This window comes from Paraburkholderia sp. CNPSo 3281 (assembly GCF_024206515.1).
Taxonomy (GTDB): Bacteria; Pseudomonadota; Gammaproteobacteria; order Burkholderiales; family Burkholderiaceae; genus Paraburkholderia; species Paraburkholderia nodosa.
This window is the reverse complement of record NZ_JAMBPS010000045.1, coordinates 44,448-63,711: the sequence shown is the minus strand read 5'-3', so window position 1 is coordinate 63,711 and position 19,264 is coordinate 44,448. Positions and strand designations below refer to the sequence as shown.

At 64.2% G+C, this 19,264-nt stretch carries 16 protein-coding genes and 2 pseudogenes; 4 read left to right on the top strand and 14 right to left on the bottom strand.

Features of this window, described 5'->3' with window-relative positions:
* The 7 genes and pseudogenes from M3I56_RS30880 to M3I56_RS30850 form a co-directional block, all read right to left on the bottom strand.
* Nucleotides 1-1,262: pseudogene (locus tag M3I56_RS30880) on the bottom strand (type VI secretion protein VasK); the annotation flags it as partial.
* Nucleotides 1,243-2,523: a hypothetical protein gene (locus tag M3I56_RS30875; protein WP_254357175.1), complete on the bottom strand. Its 1,281-nt coding sequence runs from the start codon at nucleotides 2,521-2,523 to the stop codon at nucleotides 1,243-1,245. The gene M3I56_RS30875 and the pseudogene M3I56_RS30880, both read right to left, overlap by 20 nt.
* A complete protein-coding gene (locus M3I56_RS30870; protein WP_254345041.1) occupies nucleotides 2,523-2,783 on the bottom strand; it encodes a PAAR domain-containing protein in 261 nt (86 codons plus the stop codon). Before M3I56_RS30870 ends, M3I56_RS30875 begins: the two co-directional genes overlap by 1 nt.
* A gap of 31 nt (nucleotides 2,784-2,814) precedes the next feature.
* The gene (locus M3I56_RS30865; protein ID WP_254357174.1) at nucleotides 2,815-3,540 is read right to left on the bottom strand and encodes a hypothetical protein; all 726 of its coding nucleotides are present in this window, start codon (nucleotides 3,538-3,540) and stop codon (nucleotides 2,815-2,817) included.
* Nucleotides 3,537-4,928, bottom strand: coding sequence for a hypothetical protein (locus M3I56_RS30860; protein ID WP_254357173.1), 1,392 nt, complete (start codon nucleotides 4,926-4,928; stop codon nucleotides 3,537-3,539). Before M3I56_RS30860 ends, M3I56_RS30865 begins: the two co-directional genes overlap by 4 nt.
* Nucleotides 4,929-5,996: 1,068 nt before the next feature.
* Nucleotides 5,997-6,509, bottom strand: coding sequence for a DUF2345 domain-containing protein (locus M3I56_RS30855; protein WP_254357172.1), 513 nt, complete (start codon nucleotides 6,507-6,509; stop codon nucleotides 5,997-5,999).
* A complete protein-coding gene (locus M3I56_RS30850) occupies nucleotides 6,506-8,368 on the bottom strand; it encodes a type VI secretion system Vgr family protein (protein WP_254357171.1) in 1,863 nt (620 codons plus the stop codon). The genes M3I56_RS30855 and M3I56_RS30850 overlap by 4 nt, the downstream gene beginning before the upstream one ends.
* A 208-nt stretch (nucleotides 8,369-8,576) precedes the next feature.
* On the opposite strand from M3I56_RS30850, the gene M3I56_RS30845 reads away from it, so the two are divergent.
* On the top strand, nucleotides 8,577-8,780 hold the full coding sequence (locus M3I56_RS30845; RefSeq protein ID WP_375541818.1) for a hypothetical protein: 204 nt from the start codon (nucleotides 8,577-8,579) through the stop codon (nucleotides 8,778-8,780).
* Nucleotides 8,781-8,810: 30 nt separating this feature from the next.
* On the opposite strand, the gene M3I56_RS30840 is transcribed toward M3I56_RS30845, so the two are convergent.
* From M3I56_RS30840 to M3I56_RS30830, 3 genes are all read right to left on the bottom strand, one after another.
* Complete coding sequence (locus M3I56_RS30840; RefSeq protein WP_254357170.1) at nucleotides 8,811-9,929, bottom strand: exo-alpha-sialidase; 1,119 nt, start codon at nucleotides 9,927-9,929, stop codon at nucleotides 8,811-8,813.
* 58 nt (nucleotides 9,930-9,987) lie between these two features.
* Complete coding sequence (locus M3I56_RS30835; protein WP_254357169.1) at nucleotides 9,988-10,257, bottom strand: MoaD/ThiS family protein; 270 nt, start codon at nucleotides 10,255-10,257, stop codon at nucleotides 9,988-9,990.
* Between the two features lie 162 nt (nucleotides 10,258-10,419).
* Entirely contained in the window at nucleotides 10,420-11,223 is an 804-nt protein-coding gene (locus M3I56_RS30830) for a hypothetical protein (RefSeq protein WP_254357168.1), read from the bottom strand.
* 178 nt (nucleotides 11,224-11,401) lie between these two features.
* On the opposite strand from M3I56_RS30830, the gene gcvA reads away from it, so the two are divergent.
* A complete protein-coding gene (gene gcvA, locus M3I56_RS30825; protein ID WP_254357167.1) occupies nucleotides 11,402-12,310 on the top strand; it encodes a transcriptional regulator GcvA in 909 nt (302 codons plus the stop codon).
* A gap of 29 nt (nucleotides 12,311-12,339) precedes the next feature.
* On the opposite strand, the gene M3I56_RS30820 is transcribed toward gcvA, so the two are convergent.
* On the bottom strand, nucleotides 12,340-13,146 hold the full coding sequence (locus M3I56_RS30820; protein WP_254357166.1) for a sulfite exporter TauE/SafE family protein: 807 nt from the start codon (nucleotides 13,144-13,146) through the stop codon (nucleotides 12,340-12,342).
* A 40-nt stretch (nucleotides 13,147-13,186) separates the two neighbouring features.
* Nucleotides 13,187-14,359, bottom strand: a pseudogene (locus M3I56_RS30815) (cysteine desulfurase family protein); the annotation flags it as partial.
* Nucleotides 14,360-14,679: 320 nt separating this feature from the next.
* Here M3I56_RS30815 and M3I56_RS30810 point away from each other — a divergent pair.
* Entirely contained in the window at nucleotides 14,680-15,795 is a 1,116-nt protein-coding gene (locus M3I56_RS30810) for a galactose oxidase (RefSeq protein WP_254357165.1), read from the top strand.
* Between the two features lie 37 nt (nucleotides 15,796-15,832).
* Here M3I56_RS30810 and M3I56_RS30805 read toward each other — a convergent pair whose 3' ends face one another.
* Nucleotides 15,833-16,096 carry a DUF6723 family protein gene (locus tag M3I56_RS30805; protein WP_051481410.1) on the bottom strand — a complete coding sequence of 88 codons (264 nt, stop codon included), beginning with the start codon at nucleotides 16,094-16,096 and terminating at the stop codon, nucleotides 15,833-15,835.
* Between the two features lie 214 nt (nucleotides 16,097-16,310).
* Here M3I56_RS30805 and M3I56_RS30800 point away from each other — a divergent pair, with 214 nt between their 5' ends.
* On the top strand, nucleotides 16,311-17,582 hold the full coding sequence (locus M3I56_RS30800) for a multidrug effflux MFS transporter (RefSeq protein ID WP_254357164.1): 1,272 nt from the start codon (nucleotides 16,311-16,313) through the stop codon (nucleotides 17,580-17,582).
* An 18-nt stretch (nucleotides 17,583-17,600) separates the two neighbouring features.
* Here M3I56_RS30800 and M3I56_RS30795 read toward each other — a convergent pair whose 3' ends face one another.
* Nucleotides 17,601-19,229: an FGGY-family carbohydrate kinase gene (locus M3I56_RS30795; RefSeq protein ID WP_254357163.1), complete on the bottom strand. Its 1,629-nt coding sequence runs from the start codon at nucleotides 19,227-19,229 to the stop codon at nucleotides 17,601-17,603.
* Between the last annotated feature and the right edge of the window lie 35 nt (nucleotides 19,230-19,264).

Sequence of the window (19,264 nt, the reverse complement as noted above, 5' to 3'; positions counted from 1 at the left end):
TCCTTGACAAGTGCGTGGTTACCGAGGCCCGAGATTACCAGCAGGACGATCCAGGCGATGGCCCCAACGAGGACAGCTATCGCGAGGGCATCGGGCCAGTAGAAGCCCGCGCGTCTGCCCCGATGGCGGGACGCCCCGCCAGCGATCTCTTTCCAGACCGGAAGCAGCGCGGCGGGTTGCTCGCGCGTAACCGTCACCACATGCGGCGTGTCAGCGGGCTGGCCTGGCGTCGCGTCTGCGTCGACGACCGGCACCGGTACGATGGTCGGCCCCGGAAAAACCGGCGCGAACATGACACCCGCGAGCGGCGCACGCAGCCAGTTCGACGCGGCAAGCGCGCCCAGGCTGGTAGCGATCCGCCCGGCATGGTCGCCGACATACTTCGAGACTTCCATCAGCCAGGTCGCCTTCTCCTGGGTATAAAGGTGTACGCCCGCGTCTGCTGTCCACCGCTCGACCTCGTTGAACAGCTCCGGCAGTCTTGCGGCGGATTCCTGCGCCTTCCTGCGCGGCTCGTTGGGCATGAAGGCGCCGACCGCGTCGAAGCTTTCGGACGGCCTACCCTTTGCCTCGACCGGATGCAGGAACGTAACGGGTGCGGCCCAGCCGAGCGCGGTCGCGGTCATCGAGAGCGCGCGGGGTAGGTCCGTATCGGTCTCGTCGGCGCGTGCGACGTGGACCAGACCATCGACCGGGCGACGACTGCGCAATTTGCGGATCTGGCCGAGCCACTTTTCTTTCTCAATACCGTCCGGCGCGGCGTGGACGAGGACGGTTTCGCCGACGTGCATGACGCCCGCCTGCTTGAGACCGGGCGCGACCTGATCGACCCGAGCGTCGTTGCCGTCGACCATCAGCCAGCGCAGACGGTAGCGCCAGAACCAGCCATGCGCGACGCGTAGTTCCTCGGCCATGCGTTGTAGCCGGGCGTCGCGCTTGAGCGGCTTTGCTGCCTTCGTGCGGTCGCCGGTTTCACTGCGGAACAGTCTGGCGGCCCCGCCGTATGCAGCCGTCGATACCGCGAACAGGTGGGCGATCACGACGACAACCAGCAAGATCGGTATACCGATTAATAGCCGCGTGCGAAGTGCGCCATCCGCGATGCCAAGGCGGCCATTCCCGAACCAGACCAGCAGGAGTGCGGCGATGGCGAGGACGAGCGCTGCGAGGGGCATGCCCCAGATCGCCGCGGGGCTTGAAGCCGGTTTGCTGGCGACGGCTTCAGGCTCAATGTTCTTCAGGTTATTTTGGGGAGTCGTCATGCGTGGATGCGTTGGGTTGTCCTGCGGGTATGACGTGGAGAATGGCTGACTGCAGCCCGTCGACAACCAGTTGCGGGCCGTCTGTGGCGCCGGCCTCAATGGCAGCCGCAATTGCCAGCAGGCCGTTTGCCGCGCCCACGTTGCCGACAATACGATCGAGCCGGTGCTGTGCGGCGTCCTTCGACGCGGCCTGAAAACCGGCGGCAGCGAGGGCGCGGTCGCTGCGCTCAACCGGACGCGTGATCCACGCGCGCGTCACCGCCGCGGCCTTAGCCTTGCCCCAGATCGCGGCATTCGCAAAACCGTACTCGGCCTCACCGTCGAGCCCCTGGACGGGACGGTGCAGGGCAGCCTTGTGGCGGACTTCCGGCGGAAGCCTGAAGTAACCGGGATCGAGCAGCACGGCACTACAACCTTCGGCACAGCCTTCGTCGATGGCATCGTCGTACCATGCTGCGGCGACCGCGAGAAGCGGACGGCTCTCGCGCGCGTCGAGCCAGCCGTCGGCTACCAGCAGACCATCGGTCTCGGGAACGGCCTGAACATCGAGTGGCGGTAGCGCAGCCAGCCGCAACGCCTCCCGAACCTGGGCCAGGCGACGGGCCGCAGTCTCCGGCCCGGCCAGCACGCGTACCTGCGGCCAGTACGGCTTTTCGTATCGCGTCAGCGCCTGGATATTGCCGACCAACGGTTCAAGCGCAACACGGATCATCTGGACAGCGGGAGCAACCTCCATCAGCACGCCTGCGTCGCCGCCCTCGCTTTCCTCTTCTCCCGCCACGGGCAGCCCGGCCAGCAACGGGTCATGGTCCTCAAAGCGATTGCACGAGACCTTGCCCGAGCCATGTCGGGCACTCTGCGTCTTCAGGAGCGAGTGCTTGCCAGCGAGAACTTCAGCAAGGGATTTGCCCGCCAGCGGCAGGCAATACCCAGCACTAACTACATGCAGCGGGCGCTGCGCGAACCGGACTCTCTCCCTGAGCCAGCGGTCGCGATGATGGTTGCGCCAGTACGCGCGATACCAGAGGACCTCGTAGCCTGCCCGGGCAAAACCGAGCAGAACCAGGAACACGCCGTTCGGTGCGCCGACCATCCAACTCCAGAACTCGAGGCCACGCGCCGGCTCACCCTTCGGCCACGCAAGCAGCACAAATAACGGGCCGAAGACGTTAAACACGAACCACGTAGCCGCCCATAGCCAGAAACGCATTCTGGGCGGATACCCGGTGGGGCGTCCGCCGGGAGAAAGATCGACCGGCATTACTCGATGTTGAAATTCATGAGCGACGAGAGCAGACGGCAGCCGCACGCGCAGCGGGAATGATGGAAGGCAACCTCCTTGCCGTCGCGATCGGGGAATTTGGCGTAGCCCTCGTCAATCGTGGTTGGTCCATGCAGTTCGCAGATCGCCTCGTCGCCCTTCCGGGCGAGCGGCCGGCCCATCACCTCGAACCACGGTGAGCCGCCTGTGACTTCGCCGCCGTGTTCGAGTTTGTCGCCTTTACGGATAGGAGATTGCATAGATTAGTTAAATAATTGATTGCGGCTCTTGTTACTGCGCTGGCATAGCGTCGGTTTTAAATTGAATACTTCGCAAGAGATGGGGGAGAAAATTATTCTTCAAATTTCTCTCGCTTTGAATATCTACCCCCCCAGACACACCAATCAAAACGTTCTTGCTATGAACGAAACAAAATCTCGAACCTTGAATTCCATTCTTCGATTTAGTATCGACCACAAACCCATTTGCACCGGATACATCGATATTTTCAAAGTTCGCCGACCCACTCTTCCGAAGCGGAGTCCATTTCTTCCCGTCAAAATCTGCGGGACACCTCAATGAGTTAGCGTCCATGATATCCTGCATCTCTTGAGAAATATCGGTTTGTGCATTATCGGGAGACCACTTAAAATCTGCGGTGTTTTCGCACATAAAGCCAATCCATGGCACGTGTGCAGTCCCGCGTTTCTCAAACCACCAGTCATACCCAGAATACGTTTGCGCCTGCTGAAGGAACGGAAGTTCCCGATCAGGCAGGGGAGCGTCTGCGCGATAAAGTATGAGATCTGGATCGTTGTATTTAATATGTTCGCCCTTTTTCAGAGTCATCGAAAACTCGCAGTCGCCCATTCTTACTTGCACCGATGTTGGTCCATCTGCCGTGAGTGTGCTTGTGCCCACCCCCAACTTCCTCACGCCATCATCGGCTAATGCTTCACCAGAAAAGCATGCAACAGCGAGCCAACCAGCAACAAAGATTGTTATGTAATGCTTCACGATTCCTCCACGCGCCCGAAACCAACCGGAAAAATAGATGTACTCCCGTCCGGCTGCGGGAAGCTAGTTACATCGAACAGTATTATTTGTGCGTTAGCGAATGACAAAAACCGAGACTGTATGTCCCACACTGAATTATAGTTACTACTTGGCTTGCCAGTGTTTATTGTGGCCGCGACCTTACCAAACGCCCCGTTTATGTAGAAGTATTTTACTCCGTGATCCGTTGAGAGCGGACTGTATTCACTGGATTGATTAGTCCAGTACTCGTCAGCGCAACATGCTGCACCCGACCAAGCCCAATAGCAGCCCGCGCTATCCGCTGCTTCAAATGGGTTGGCCATCGCCTCTCTTTTTTCGATAAGGTCGGCCGGAATATGTGTAGATGTATCTCTAAGGTAATGCATCGAATCGTACATCCCCTTATGACCATTGGGCAATGTTCTGCTTTGATCAGCCATCTGGGTATGCTGCTTCAGGATGTCCTCCACCGTTGCACTTACTGCAATCCCTTTGAATTTCCAATATTTAATATAATTTGTGGCGTGTGTGAGCTGAAGCATTCCTCGCCCATCCCATGGAGCGTACCAAAATGGTGATCCCTCATGGTATTTTTGGAACCATTGCGTCTCCTCTGTTGCATTTCCAAAGAAAGACGCCATACGCACGGGCGATTGAATCCCGTATTTGCGGACCGCGTTGTTGAGTTCCAAGCGCCTCTTAATGGCATTCGGATTATTTGCTGCCAACATGGAAGCAGCCCAACTAAGGTGTACCGTTTGCCACTTCCACGGCGTGGCTTTTTGTACAACATTTTTTGGAAGCAGGCGCTGAAGTTCTTGGCGACTTAGCCACCCACACTTTCTGAAGTGGCGAATAAACGCTAGCGGATGGAAGAACCAGAGTTGCTGCCCGGCAAGGGGCGTCTTGTCCAGAAACTGGAACTTGCTCAGGAAGTCCGTGAAGTTTTTGTACCCGTCGGGATTGGTATCCTTCTGCTTGCCAAAGAAGCCATACGGATCGTTCAGATCCTTGTACCGTTCCTCGTTGTTGGACGGATCCCACTCGCTACGCGCCTTGAACACCATCCCCCGAAGCTTTTCGTCCACGCCATCCGTGTTTTGCACGTAGCTGGCAAGCTGCAGGTTGACCTCATTGTTGTTGTTCGGATCGGCTTCGAGCGGTTGCGCCGACGGCAGCGAATCCTGAATGCCCGTCAACCCGCAAAGCGTCGCGTAATCACATCGCCCGGCGTCGTTGAACGGCGTGTTGTCATCATCCACCTTTTGCCAACCCGTAAAGAACGGGAAATCCGCGTCAGACAGCTTCTTGATGGCATCCGGCGCGATGTTGACATACCCCAGCGTGCCATGCTCGTCGAATGGCACCGCGATCCAGGTGGCAGGGGGGATTCGGTTGAGTCCTTATGCGAAAGAATGCGTCCAAACCGCAGCATCTCATAGCCATCGCTCGGACATGCCGGATAGAGGGCCATCGCGCGTTCATACAGGTCGTATTCGTAATGCTTTTGGGCGTTGTCATAGGGGTCCGCAACGGGGTCGGGCGTAAGCAAGGCCACGTTGCCACTGCCACCCCTATCGATCCACGCGCGCGTAAAGCGCTGCCCCTTGTTGAACGATGCCTCGACATAGAGCGTATCGCCTGCACCAAGCGAGCCGCCCGGCACACGGGGAAACCAGGTCTCATCCATGCCCGCAGGCTGCGGATAGAACTCCTGCGGGCCGGAAATGACGAAGTAGCTGTGCCCCCAGTAGTCGCCCGTTGCCGGCTGAGCCGGCTTTTTCAGCCCGATCTGTACCGTGTCGAACCAGGCCGTGAAATCGCCGTCCGCCATGAAGATTTCGAAGTGAAGATGCGCCACGCCCTGATGCTGGCCGACGTAGCCGAGCATGTCCTTGCGGTACACCCTCTTCGTACCGCCCATCTGGACCATCCCATCCTTGCCCCCTGCCGTATCGAGCAGCCATTTGGGTAGCGCGTTCGTCGAGCCAGTTTCCGGCGGATCGTTAGGTTGGGGAACAATATCCTCCTGGCTGATCATGTCCAGCAGGTGCATGTAAAGCGAGTAATACGCGAGCGTGCGTCCGTCGCCCGTGTCGGTCGTGTGCCGCAGCAGAACGAAGCCGGCGTTCGAGTTCAGAAAAGGCTGCCCGGTCTTCGAATCGGTCGCGCCGTCCGAGATGCCGTTCTTGCAGACCCGGTACGCGACAACTTCCCCATCGGCGATCGCGCGCACCGGCTCTGCGTGGCCCGCGCCCTGCGTGCCAGGATTCAGATGGATAGCGCAATGAGAACGCCGGTCGAAGGTGACCGGCCAGACCCCGTGATGGCCAATCTCGAACTGGTCGATGAGATCCATCATGGGGTCCGGTTTCGACGCGTCGCTGGCCGTCGGGCCCGACGCCGGAAGAAAGGGAGGGCTGATGATCATGGCTTCAGTGGGATGACGAATACGGTTCGGAATTCTTCAGGCTGCTTTTCGGCAGGGACGGTAGCTGGGCCGGCACGTTGTCGGGTCCAACGAACGTGAACGAGGCCGCCTTGATGGTGAACGCGCCAGGACAGTGGAAAGTCATGTTGCCGCCTTCGATTACGAGCGAAGCCCCCCCGCTGTTGAGCGTGATTTTCGACTTCGCCGAGACCTGAACGTCTGCGCTCTCGCTCGCGACGCGCAACTGCTTCTGCGCGAACAGGTCCATCCCGTCCGTCAACGCTGCCGCCGTAAACTTCCCCTTCGCAGCGGTCAGGTTGATACCGAGCTTGTGCGCGCATAGCGAAATCAGCTCGCCTGCCGCCATCCGTAGCCGCCTGGCGATGCTGACGTCCAGATGCTGGCCCGCCGTAACGATCATGTTTTCGCCAGCCGAGTGCTGGGCCGAGCGCGGCGTCACGAAGGCCATGCCCGCCGGGGCGCTCGCGAGCAACCCCGCGTCACGAAGCTGATTCAAGCCGTCGAGCAGCGCCGACTGCGTCGCGCGATCGGCAGGATCAGCTCCCGCCTGCGTCGTCGCCGCCGCGAGGTCCGTTGGCGCTGTAGCGCGGCCTTCAGTTGCGCGACGGCGGCAGGCATCTCAAGGTGCGGCGTATCCGCTCCCGCTGCCGCGTCCGCAGAGAAGAACAGCCCCTTCGCTGCGCGCAGCGTGCCCCACGACTTCGAGGTAATTTCGTACCCTTCACCGCGAAGGAGCTTTTTACTGTTGAGCAGATATCCCTGGTTGATCGCAGACTGGCTGTAGACCGTCGCGATACGCGCGCTTTCCTTGCCCTTCAGGTCATTGAAAACGATCGCTGCCCCGAGAAGCGGCGAGCGCCAGATTGCGTAACTAAACAGCGCGTCGGTGCTTCGTACGACATCAGGGTGCGAAAAATCGTGCAGGGCTCCAGTTATATGGAGACGATCGATATCGCCGTGGGCCCCGTCGAGCAAAACCTCGGTGGTGGGAAGCAGCGGCGAATGGAAGCCACCCTGGTAGGACGATGACGGACGCAGCAGGCGCAGGTTCAGCAGCTTGTTATTGGCATTTCTCGAGCCCTGCAGGAACTTCGGTACAACGGGATAACGCCCGTATTCGTCCACGTATGCGTAGGGGGTCGAGTCCAATGTCGTGACCACGCCGACGACAGGCCCCGTCAGAAATCGCCAGTCCCGCTCGTAGTCAAACACCGGACGGTAGGTCAGATGCGCGGGCATCGCCATAAAGCGCGCGAAAGCGGGCTTCGTGCGGCTTCCCTTCATCTTGAACGACGTCACCACGAAGCCGTATTCGGCACTGGACATCTTCGTATTGGTCAGCTTGATCACTACGCCCGGTGCAATGCCCTTCGCGTCGCTAGCGCCAGCGAGCGTCACCTGACGCGCGACTTGCTCGTCGCGTCGCGCCTGAGCGAGCGTCTCGCCCTGCTGCTGCGTCAGATGGAACTCCGCGCTGCGGCTGATCTGCCCGAACACCGAGCGGTCGTCCGCCTGCGCGGAGACTTTCGCCATGGCCCTGAGCGGGTCCTCCGGCGTCCGGTAGTTCCGCTCCCAAACTTCAATCGCCGCCGGTACCAGGGCGCGCTGCTCGTGAACTTCCTGCGCCGCCTCGTGCAAGTTGCTGTGCAGTCCCGCGCTGGCCAGCAGCGGCAGGTTTATCGACCGGATATAGGCACGCGGGTTGTCCGCGAACACGAGGATGTCCAGCAGCCCGTTCTCGCCGCGCTCCTGCCGGTAGAACCAGAAAATGCCCTTGCGCTTCGCATGGCGTGCGATGAAGTGCCAAACCGACTCCTCGTACATCACGATCTGCTGCATCTTTTCCTGCGGCCCTTCGAGACGGAACTCGACATCGAAGGCGTCAAAGTTTTGCCCGTCGACCAGCTTCTTCCTGACCATCTCCTCGAACGTGACATCGTCGAGCACATCGGAGTGGACCATGCGCTTGCCGAGCGCGGCAAAGCGCGGTTCGATGCGCACCTCGTAGGCCGCCTCGTCGCGGCTTGTGCGGATACGCTTCCAGCGCGTCACCACCCCATTGAAGGTGGCCGCAGCATGGTCGGCCGGCGTCGTCCAGCTCGCCGAGGGCACCGCGGCGCGCTCGTCGACTTGCAGGCCGGCGCGCCGCCCGACGTAGTCCTTGCCGTCAATGTCGAGGCGCGCAGACGTGACCGTGACAATGACGACGTAGTCCTTGCAGAATCCGCCGCGCACCTTGAAGTCGAGCACATCGAGATCATTCTCCTGCTTGCCAATCCACAGCCTGAAATGCTGGGTCAGGCGCACGCTCGGGTGACGCAGCGCATCGGTAAAATTCTTCGAGAGAGCATTCATTCCACGCTGTCCTGTGCGGTTGAAAGGAACGAAAACAGAATCGTTGCGTCCGCAGCTATCGAGTGAAAAATCTAGGACTGCTCCCACAGTCCGTCAATCGCAATGACCCGACTCCATATGAAATTTCCGCCACTTTTGCCTGGCATCATCAAATAGGATTCCTTCTCTTTTTTGAGATTCGAATGCGCGATATGGAAATCGGTAGCTAATGGCGCTCAGCGGGTGTGACTCAATCGCACTGGCGAGCTGTCTGTTCGATCACGGCGATGGGCGTATCCAGCCGACGGCGGCGCTGACTTCGGCTGTATATGGGCGCGACGTCAACGGTGAATCGGCGGGAGCGATGACGCGCGACGATCCGCTCGACGACTTCACGGCGTGGGACAGCCGCAACTGTTCGCTGCGCGCGTAGCGAGGCGGGTTCGGGTGCGCCCGCTCACCGTCACCCGAACCGCACGCAATACACCGGCGGTAAATGCGCCGAAACGAGCCGCCAGTTTTCGCCGCCGTCGTCCGAGGTCCAGAGCGCGCCCGTGGTCGAGCCCATGGCGAGGCGCGTGCCGGATTCGTCGATGTCGAGTCCGTGCCGGTACACGAGGTCGTATGCCGGTGCGCTCGGCAAGCCGTTCGAGAAGCGCTCGAACGTGCGCCCGCCGTCGCGCGTGCGCGTGACGACGAACTGGCCATTCACGGGAACGCGGTACTGGTCTTTTTGCGCCGGCACGAACCACGCGGTGTCCGGCTCGCGCGGATGCACAGCGACCGCAAAACCGAAACTCGACGGCTGCGCTTCCATGCGCCGCCAGTGCGCCGCGCCATCGGTCGAACGGAAGATCGCGCAGTGATGCTGGGTCCACAGCACATCCGGATTCGCCGCGCATTGCACGACGCGGTGCGGGTCCTGCGCGTTGGGTTCGCCGCGCCGCTCGGGCGGCATGTAGTCGGCTTCCATGCCTTCGGCACTGAGGCGCCAGTTCGCGCCGCCGTCGACCGTCTGCCAGACGCCGCCGCACGACACGCCCACCGTCACGTGCCGGCTGTCGCGCGGATCGACCATCACCGAGTGAATGCCTGGCGCGTCGTAGCCGCCGCCCGCCCATTCGCGCCGCTCCGGGCGGTCCCACAACGGACGGTTGAGTGCCCAGCTGTCGCCGCCGTCGGCGGAACGGAACAGGCCGCCAGGGATCGTGCCCGCCCACAGCACGCCCGGCTCGTCCGCGCCGCCCGGTTCGAGCGACCAGATCTGCTGGAGCGACCACGGCGCGGGCAGGCGGCCCAATGCGTCCGGTTCGCTGGCCTGAATGTCGTCGGCCGGCTGTGGCGGATAGACGGGGACCGCGCATTCTACCCAGTCCGCCATGCCCGCACGCCGACGATGCAGCTTCACGCCGAAGTGGCCCAGGTTGAGTGCGGCATAGAGCGAGCCGTCGCGTGCGTCGGGCATCACCATGCTCACCGGCTCGCCGACGAATTCAGGTTCGCCGATTGTCCAGCCGCCCTCTCCATCGGCTTCCAGAACGAACAACCCCTTGCGGGTTGCGACCAGCAGTCGATCGCTCATCTCGCGTGCCCTCCTGTCGAGCCAGAGTCGGCGCTCTGGTCCCATGCAAAGCTGCGTCTCATCCGCCGGACAGCGCCTGCACGACGTACACCCGGCTCTGCTCGCCGAGCGCGTCGCTCAAATGCTCCCGGTCGCGTAGCCGAACACCATCCACGAACACCGCCAGATGCTTACGCAACGCGCCCTGATCGTCGAGGATATAGCCGCGCAAACGCGGCTGCTCGGCAAACACGGCATCGAACGCTTCGCGAAGCGTGCTCGCGTCGATCTCGCGCTCGGGCGTCGCGACGTGCCGCTGAATCGAAGCTGCGAAGAAAAGGTGCGCCATGGCGGGCCGGCGGTGCGGAAGTAGCCGCATCCGCCGGTTCTGTAGTTTAGGCCATCCACCGTGGGCGTCGAGTCGTTGGCACGCGCCGAAGCCGAAGTTCCGCGGTGCAGCGCAACACGCGCGGCGTGGCCCGTCCAGGCCCGCCGGATCCAAAGCCAGCCGTTACGGCGCGCTGCCTTCGGGCTTGGACTTGCCGTGCAGGCACGGTGTCGGCAGACGCATGCGGTACAGGGAGATCGCCTGGATCGTGAGCACGCAGAGAATCGCTGTCCCGTAGGCCGCCAGCAGGTTCCAGTGCGTGAGCGTGAGGCTCAGCACGAAGAAGAACGACGCGAAACCCAGCAGTCCTGTGGTCATGCCGCGCATCAGTTGCTGCGCCGCTTCATGGCCGATCAGACGGTGCGCGAACACGGCGAGGATGATCGCCATGAACGGGAACGACGCGAGCACGCCGCTCGGCTCGGGCCCGACGTAAGGCGCGATCAGTGTCACGCTCACCACGAGGCCGGCAATGAGCATCATGCGCGACGGTAAATCCCACCACGGCGGCGTCAACCGCACCGTCCTTGCCGGCTTGTTGGGAATCAGGTTGAGCGCGAGAGCGATGGCCAGAATGGCGAAGAGATAAAGACCGTTGGCAGGCAGCGCGCTCCATTGCAGCACGAGGGCCACGAGAGCGAACGTCGCGCCTGCACCCGCCAGCGCCAACTTCCACCCGCGCGTCGCGAGCCGGCAATAGACGACGCAAAATGCCGCCTGCGCAGCTGTTGCGACGAGGGAACCCGCCGTGGCTTGCGCGGCGAACGCCGCTCCGTGCTCGAGCGCGAGAAAAACCGAGACCGGCCCCGAGGTGAGCGGCAGCCCCACGAGCAAGCCGCCAACCGCTTCGCCCCAACGGCGAGCAGCGAGACTGGCGGCCAACAGCAACAACGGCGTAAAGACGAGTTTGAAAAGCAGAAGATCCATGAGGAGCGACGCAATGCGGAGAATGCCAACTGTCAGGAATGCGCCGCGGGCATAGCACTGGTTACGTTACGTCCTGCGGCTTTATGCCCATATTGAATGCCGTCAACGTGTCTGACAAACCATTTGTCGTCATATAATGTGTGAGCAAAACTCACACGTGCGTCACGCACCCAGCTCCATGTTCGACCGCCTTCCCCCGCTGCAAACCCTGCGCGCCTTCGAAGCCACCGGGCGGCTCCTCAGCATGACGCTGGCGGCGCAGGAACTGCACGTCACGCATGGCGCGGTGAGCCGGCACATCAAGACGCTCGAAAACCATCTGGGCGTGGCGCTGTTCCAGCGGCTCACGCGGCGCATCGTTCTGACCGAGGCAGGCGCCGAGTTCCTGCTGGCCGTGAACCGCGCGCTCGCTGAATTGACCAAGGAGTCCGAGCGCCTGCGCACGCACGACAGCGTCACGCGTCTGAAGATCAATGCCAGCGTGTCCTTCGCGAACCGCTGGCTTGCGCCGCGCCTGCATCGCCTCAAGGCCCGCCATCCGGAACTCGACGTCCACCTCGACGTGACCGACAAATACGTCGATCTCAACGACTCGGATGTCGATGTGGCGATTCGCTACGGCAGCGGACGCTATCCGCGCGTGCTGGCCGAGCGCATTCTGGACGAGACCGTGACGCCGGTTTGCAGTGCTGACTATCGGGCGAAGATCGGCGGCATGGCATCGGTAGAGAGCCTCGCGCGCTGCACCTTGCTGCACGAGGGCGGCATGCTCGCGAACTGGGAGCAATGGCTGGCGCTGGCGGGGTTGAGCGGCGTGCGCAGCGATCGCGGCACGGCCTACAGCCATGGGAGCCTCGCAATCGAGGCGGCAATCCGCGGAGAAGGCGTCGCGCTGGGGCGCAGCGTGATCGTGGCGGACGATATCGCGGCCGGCCGGCTGGTCGCGCCGTTCCCGCAGTTGCGTCTCGAGTCCGAGCGCGGCCATGACCTCGTCTACCGCATCGGCAGCCGCGACGACCCCAAGGTGCGTGCCGTGCGCGACTGGCTCGCCGACGAAATCCGCCTCTTTCTCGCCCAGGCCGGTTGAGGGCAACGCGGGCGCAAGGCGCGATCCGGTCAGTAGCCGAGCGCCACCTTGGCGAGCATGCCGCACGCCACGCACACCAGAATGCCAGCGAAGCCCATCTGCGTATGCCGCGAGGAAACGCGGTGGGAAACGTGACGCCCCAGCATCATGCCGGCGACGGTCGCGACGCTGAACCACAGTGTGAGGTCGAGCCGCAGCGGCACGCCGTGCAGCACCGTCGCCACCACGCCGCCGGAGCCCACGAGCGCGATGACCATCAACGACGTCGCGACGATGCCGTGCATGGAGATGTTCGTGAGCTTGCGCAGCATGGGCACGATGATGAAGCCGCCGCCCACGCCGAGCAGACCCGTCATCAGTCCCGTCAACGCGCCGGTAGACGCCAGCGCGAGCGCCGTCGCCTTCGACCACACGAGGCGGCCAGTGTCGGGATTGACGCGGCCCACGCAAAGCGGCGACGCTTCGGGCAGCGCGCGCTTTTTCCCGATGGTCTGACGCAGCAGCCGCCCGGCTACGAACAGCATCACGCCGGCGAAAAGCGCGAACAGCAGGCGTTGCGGCATGGCTTGAGCGAGGCGCACGCCGAGCCACGTGGTCGGCACGCCCGCGAGCGCCATGCAGAACGCCGCGCGATAGCGCACGAGACGGTTGCGGAAGGCTTCGAGCGCGCCGATGCCCGCGCTGCTCGCCACGGCGATCAAGGCGACCGGCGTGGCCTGCTGCATGGGCCAGCCCATTCCCACCACGATGGCCGGCACGGCGAGAATGCCGCCGCCGGCGCCCGTGAGTCCCAGCAACGCGCCGATCATGGCGCCGAGTACGAGTGAAACGATCATCGGGTTTCGATGTTCATCGTGACCTTGACCGCCGGGATCAAGCGGGCACAGCGGCCGCTGCGGCCGGCAGACACGGCGCCACAGCACGACGAATGCAGTCCACCGCGAAATCGACGTCTTCCGGCTTCGTGAAGCGCCCGAGGCTTAAGCGCACCGTGCGGTTTGCCGCCTCTTCGCCAACCCCGATGGCCGTGAGCACGTGCGAAGGCGTACCCGCAGCCGAGTTACAGGCCGAAGTCGACGAGATCGCGAGGTCGCCGGTCAGCAGGAACGGGAAGAAGCCCGGCAGATCGATCGTGAGGCTCAGCGTATGGGGAATGCGCGTGGCGCGCGCGGCGTTGAGCGTGACGCCCGGCAACGCGAGCACCTCGGCCAGCAGGCGCTCGCCGAGGCGCGCAATGCGCTCGCTGTCCGCTTGCAGCGCCTCGCGCGCAATCACGCACGCCACGCCCATGCCGACGATCTGATGCGTGGCCAGCGTGCCCGAGCGCAGGCCGCGCTCGTGGCCGCCGCCGTGCATCTGCGGCGCGATGCGCTCGAACGCCTCGTGACTCAGATAGATCGCGCCGATGCCCTTCGGCCCATACACCTTGTGCGCCGACATCGAAAGGAGGTCGATGCCCATTGCTTTCACGTCGATGGGCGTCTTGCCGAGCGCCTGCGCCGCATCGACGTGCAGCAGCGCGCCAGCGGCATGGACCACGCGCGCAATCGCCGCGACGTCCGTGAGTGTGCCCAGTTCGTTGTTGACCAGCATGAGCGAGACGAGACCGGTGTCGGGCGTCAGCGCGGCGGCCACGGCCTGAGCCGTGATTTCGCCGTGCGCGTCCGGTGCGAGCCGCGTGACGGCCAGGCCGCGCGCTTCGAGGCTCGTCATCGTGTCGAGAATGGCCTTGTGTTCGAGCTGGCTCGTGATGAGATGGCGCTTTTGCGTCGCGCGGTCCGCATAGCCCTTGAGCGCGAGATTGTTCGACTCGGTCGCGCCGGACGTCCAGACGATCTCGCCGGCCTCGGCGCCGATGAGCGCCGCCACGTCCTTGCGCGCCTGCTCGACGAGCCGCCGCGCCCGCTGGCCCGCGCCATGCGAACTCGAGGCAGGGTTGCCGAAGTCGCCTTCCATACCCAGACAGCCGAACATCGCCTCGATCACCCGCGGGTCCGCCGGGGTGGTCGCGGCATAGTCAAAGTAACGCAAATCGCCCTTCTCGCTCATCTTCGTTTCTCGCACAACGGAATGTCGAAAATGCTACGCGTCGGGCGCTAAAAAATGGTTCCAAAATTAAGCGGATTCTCCAAAGGACGGAGTATCCATTTCTCCTCGACCGGCCTGTCGCGAAATGAAATTCTCGACACGCACGCCAATGCAGCGTGACAACTCGGAGCCGATCGCACCCTCAATCGGGCGTGCACACTCACGCAAGGTGGGCGACAGCGTAAGCGAGTACCGTGTCCACTGCGCGCCGCGCGAGTGAGAAAAACGCCCGAAAAAAGCGCGTCCGATGCCGTCTCCCGCCCACCCCCGCGAGGTTCGCCATGCCGCTTTCCCGTCGCCGCTTCCTCGAACTGAGCCTCGCCGCGGGCAGCACCGCCTGGTACGCGCAGCGCGGTGCGATGGCTGCAGAGGACATGCAGGCCATGCCCGAAGACCCGCAAGCGATGCAAACGGCCCAGCGCGGCGGGCTCTACGCGAGCCTGCGCGACCCCAACGCCACGCAGCTGCCGCCCGCAGCATTCACACAGCGCTTCTTCTACTCGAGCGCGCCGCGCGCCACGCCGCAAGGCGCGTGGACCACGGCCGCGCCCTTGCCGCTGCCGCGCAGCGAAATGGCATGGGCGACGAGCGAGGGCGAGCGCATGCATGTGATCGGCGGCTACGGCGCGGGCCAGGTCGCGCGCCCCTATCACCACGTATTCGACGCGGCGCGCGGCGCCTGGCGCAACGCGGCGCCCGTTCCGCGCGGCGCGAATCATATCGGCGTGGCGGCGCTCGACGGCGTGGTCTATGCGATGGGCGGCTTCGTCGAGCAGAACCGCATTGCCGTGCCCGACTGCTATGCCTATGTCGTGGCCGACGACCGCTGGCACGCGATTCACCCGCTTTCGCGCGGCTCGCGCGGCGCGATCTCCGTCGTGGCGCACGACGACATGCTGCACGCGATCGGCGGCCGCGACACGCGCTCGGTGGACTGGCACGAGGCGTACGACCCGCAGAGCGACAGCTGGAAGACGCTCGCGCCCATTCCCGGTCCGCGCGACCACACGGCGGCCGTCTCGCTAGCGGGCTGGATACTCGTGGCCGGCGGGCGCATGGATACGTTCGACTTCAACACCGGCATGCATGTGGCCTACGACGCGAAGCGCGACGCCTGGGAAGAACGCGCGCCCATGCCCACGCCGCGCTCCGGTCACGGTGGCGCGGCGTGGCGGGGACGGTTCGTCTGCATGGGGGGAGAAGGCACGCGGCGCGTATTCGGGCAGAACGAGGGCTACGATCCGGCCACCGATTCATGGCAGGCCTATGCGCCCATGCTCACGCCGCGTCATGGCATGGGCGCGGCGGTCGTGGGCGATGCGATTCACGTGGCGGGCGGCGGCCCCATGAATGGCGGCGTGTTTCAGACTTCGGTGCACGAAGTGTTTTCGCTTTGAGCCTGGGCGTGCTCCGCCTCCGGCAGGCAGGGCCGGCTCACCCTTCGGGCATGGCAATGTCCGCGCGAATCAGCTCATCCGCGAGCGCGAGTGCCTGTTGCCTGGCCAGCGGCCCCGTGGCGCACGGTCCCGGACGCGGACAGCCGTCGAATGGATAGATGAGCCGCCCATCGGTCTTGCGGCGAATACGCAGCAATCCGTAGTAGCGGCCCGCGCCGTCGATCTGCTCGCCGCAGAAGACTTCGTAGTCTTCCGCGGTGGTCGGGCGGCGCACGGCCTCTTTCGGCCTTTTCTCTGGCATGTCGGCACTCCGCGTATTCCTGGGGCGAGGTATGCAGATATCCAGCAAGCGCCGCGCCTGCGAGGGGCGTCGCACGGAAGTCGGCGATAACGGGCACAATACGCGCCTACGCCGCCGCGCCGGACGCTATGTTCGTGATCCGAACACGCTTTCCGAACCTGCAGCTCGATCGCTCCCGCGCCGCCGCACCGGAATCCGCCCTCTTCAAGCTGTCATGACCCACGATCTGCCCGAACGTCCAGCCACCGCCGCCCCCCTGGCGAACTCGCCGCGCTTCCTGCTGTTCCTGATCTGCCTGTTCGCCTCCGCCGGACAGCTCGCCATCGACATCTACGTGCCCGCGCTGCCGGCCATGGCGCGCTACTTCGCGACGTCGCCGCAGGCGATCCAGTCGAGCGTGTCCGTGTATCTCGCCGCCTACGCGCTCGGCCAGCTCATCTTCGGGCCGATTTCCGACGCCCTCGGGCGCAAGCGCGTGCTGGCCTTCGGCCTTGTGATCTATACGGCCGGCTGTCTGCTCTCGCTCGCCGCGCCGAATCTGGAAACTTTCGTGCTGGCGCGCTGCCTGCAGGGCTTCGGCATCGCCGCGACCAATCTGCTCGCGAAAGCCATCATCACCGACTCGTTCGTGGGCACCGCGCTCATGCACGCGTTCACCTACATGTCGATTACATGGGGGCTCGCGCCGATCATCGCGCCGGTGATCGGCGCGCATCTGCAGGAGCTGTTCGGCTGGAAGGCCTGCCTCGTGTTCCTGCTCGTGTATTCGCTGGTGATGTGGGCGCTGCTGTGGCGCTTTCGCGAGACCTTGCGGCAACCGGTGCATCTGGAACCGCGCACGCTCATCGCGAACGCGGGCAAGGTGCTCGCGAGCCCGGTGTTCCAGAGCTGCTTTCTGGCCCAGGGCCTGTGCTACAGCATCCTGCTCGTCTTCAACGTCGTCGGGCCGTTCATGGTGCAGAACACGCTGCACAGGCCGCCCACCTTCTTCGGCTACCTCGCGCTCGGCATCGGCCTGATGTATTTCCTGGGCGGCCTCTCGAACCGGCTCCACGGCCCGCGTCTGCCCAGCCCGGAACAACGTCTGCGTGTGGGCGCGCGCGTGATGGCGGGCGCGGCCATCGCCATGCTCGTGCTCGCGCTCACGGTGGGCCTGCGCGAGTGGACGCTCGCCACGCCGGTTCTCGTAATGGGTCTGTGCGCGGGCGCGATGTATCCCACCCTGATGGCCAAGGGCAATTCGCTGTTCCCCCACATTGCGGGTTTGACGAGCGCGATTCTCGGCTGCGCGCTGCTGCTCGTTTCCTCGGCGATGATGGGGCTCGCCGGTTTCGTCTCCGTGCACGTGCTCACGCCGCTCGCAGTGTTCTTCGTGCTGCTCGCGCTCACCGTCGTCGTGATGGTGACGAAACTGCTGCGCCACCTCGCGCAGAGTCAGGCTGCCGCCGCCGCCGCGCTCGCGCCGCGCAGCGGCGAGGCGGCGTGAGCCGCTACGGTCAAGCCATTAGCGGATCGCGCGCGCCACGTCCTGCAACTGCGTGAACGCGCGGTAGCGCGCTTCGTGCAGCGCCGCGATCTCGCCCGTAGCCGGTGCGTAGACCTTGCTGATCTGCGACATCGCGGCCATCGCCTCGCGCACGTTGTCGTATAGCCCGCCAGCCACGGCGCCCAGCATGGCCGCGCCAAGCAAGACCGGCTCCTCGGCGTGGGTGGCCAGCACGGGCTTGCCCGTTGCGTCCGCAAGCAGTTGGCGCACGAGGTCGAGCCGCCCCGCGCCGCCGCTGATCACGATCTGCTCGATCGGCGCGCCCGCCTGGGCCTGCACCTCGATGATCTGCCGCAGCCCATAGCCGATGCTGCCAATGCCCGCGACATAGAGCGCGACGAGGCTCTCCATGTCCGTCTCCATGCCGAGTCCCGCGATGACGGCCCGCGCGTGCGGATCGGCAAACGGCGCGCGGTTGCCGAGGAATTCCGGCACGACGTGCAGGCCCTGATCGTGCGCGAGTCGCACCGCGCCCGACTCACCCTGCCCAGCCTGAACCGCCAGCCCGGCAAGCATCGTCGGCAGCGACTGGCCTTCGCTCGCCGCGCGGCTCGCGGCTTGCGTGGCGAGCGGATGCATTGTGAGCAAGCGCTCGATCGCCGCGCCCGCCACCGACTGCCCGCCTTCGTTGAGCCACGCCCCGGGCACCATCGCCGCGTAGTACGGCCCCCACACGCCGGGCACGAACACGGGGTCGCGCGTGGTCGTCATCGTGCATGACGAGGTGCCGAACACATACGCGAGGCGCGCCTCGGGCTGTCCTTGCGCGCCGACCGTGCCGATGCCGCCCGCGTGCGCGTCGATCACACCCGTTGCGACGGCGGTGCCCGCGCGCAGGCCGAGCTGCGCGGCGGCCTCGGGCGTGAGCCCGCTGCCGAGTGGCGTGCCCGGCTCGACCATCGTGCGGCCGATGCGCGCGAAACCTTCGTCGGCAAGCACGCCAAGGCCCACGGTGCGGAAGTAGCTCTCGTCCCAGCGCTGCTCGTGCGCGAGATAGGTCCACTTGCAGGTCACGGTGCAGGTCGAGCGCGAAAGATCGCCCGTGGCGCGCCACGTGAGGAAGTCGGTCAGGTCGAACAACTGCCAGGCCGCGGCGAACACCTCGGGCCGGTTTTCCAGCAGCCACAGCAGCTTGGGCGTCTCCATCTCGGGAGAGATCTTGCCGCCCACGAAGCGCAGCACATCGTGGCCCGTGGCGTTGATGCGCTCGGCCTGCTCCACGGCGCGATGGTCCATCCACACGATGATGTCGCGCTCGGCCACTTCGGACGGCCCAACGGGAAGCGGCGTGCCGCCCTCGCCCAGCACGACGAGCGAACAGGTGGCGTCGAAGCCGATGCCGGCAATCTGCTCCGGCGCGATCGCGGCCTGCGCGAGCGCCTCCTTCACGGCCTGGCACACGGCGTCCCAGATCTGCGTGCTCGATTGCTCGACGATCGCGCCGCTCTCGTGAAACACGCTGATGTCGTGTTTCGCCGACGCCACCATGCGTCCAGCGGAATCGAAAATGCCGGCGCGGGCGCTGCCCGTGCCCACATCGACGCCGACGGTATGGCGCGCGCCGCCGGCCTGGTTATTTGAGGTCATGGCTCGTTGACTCTGTGGTTAGGGCCTGTTCACGC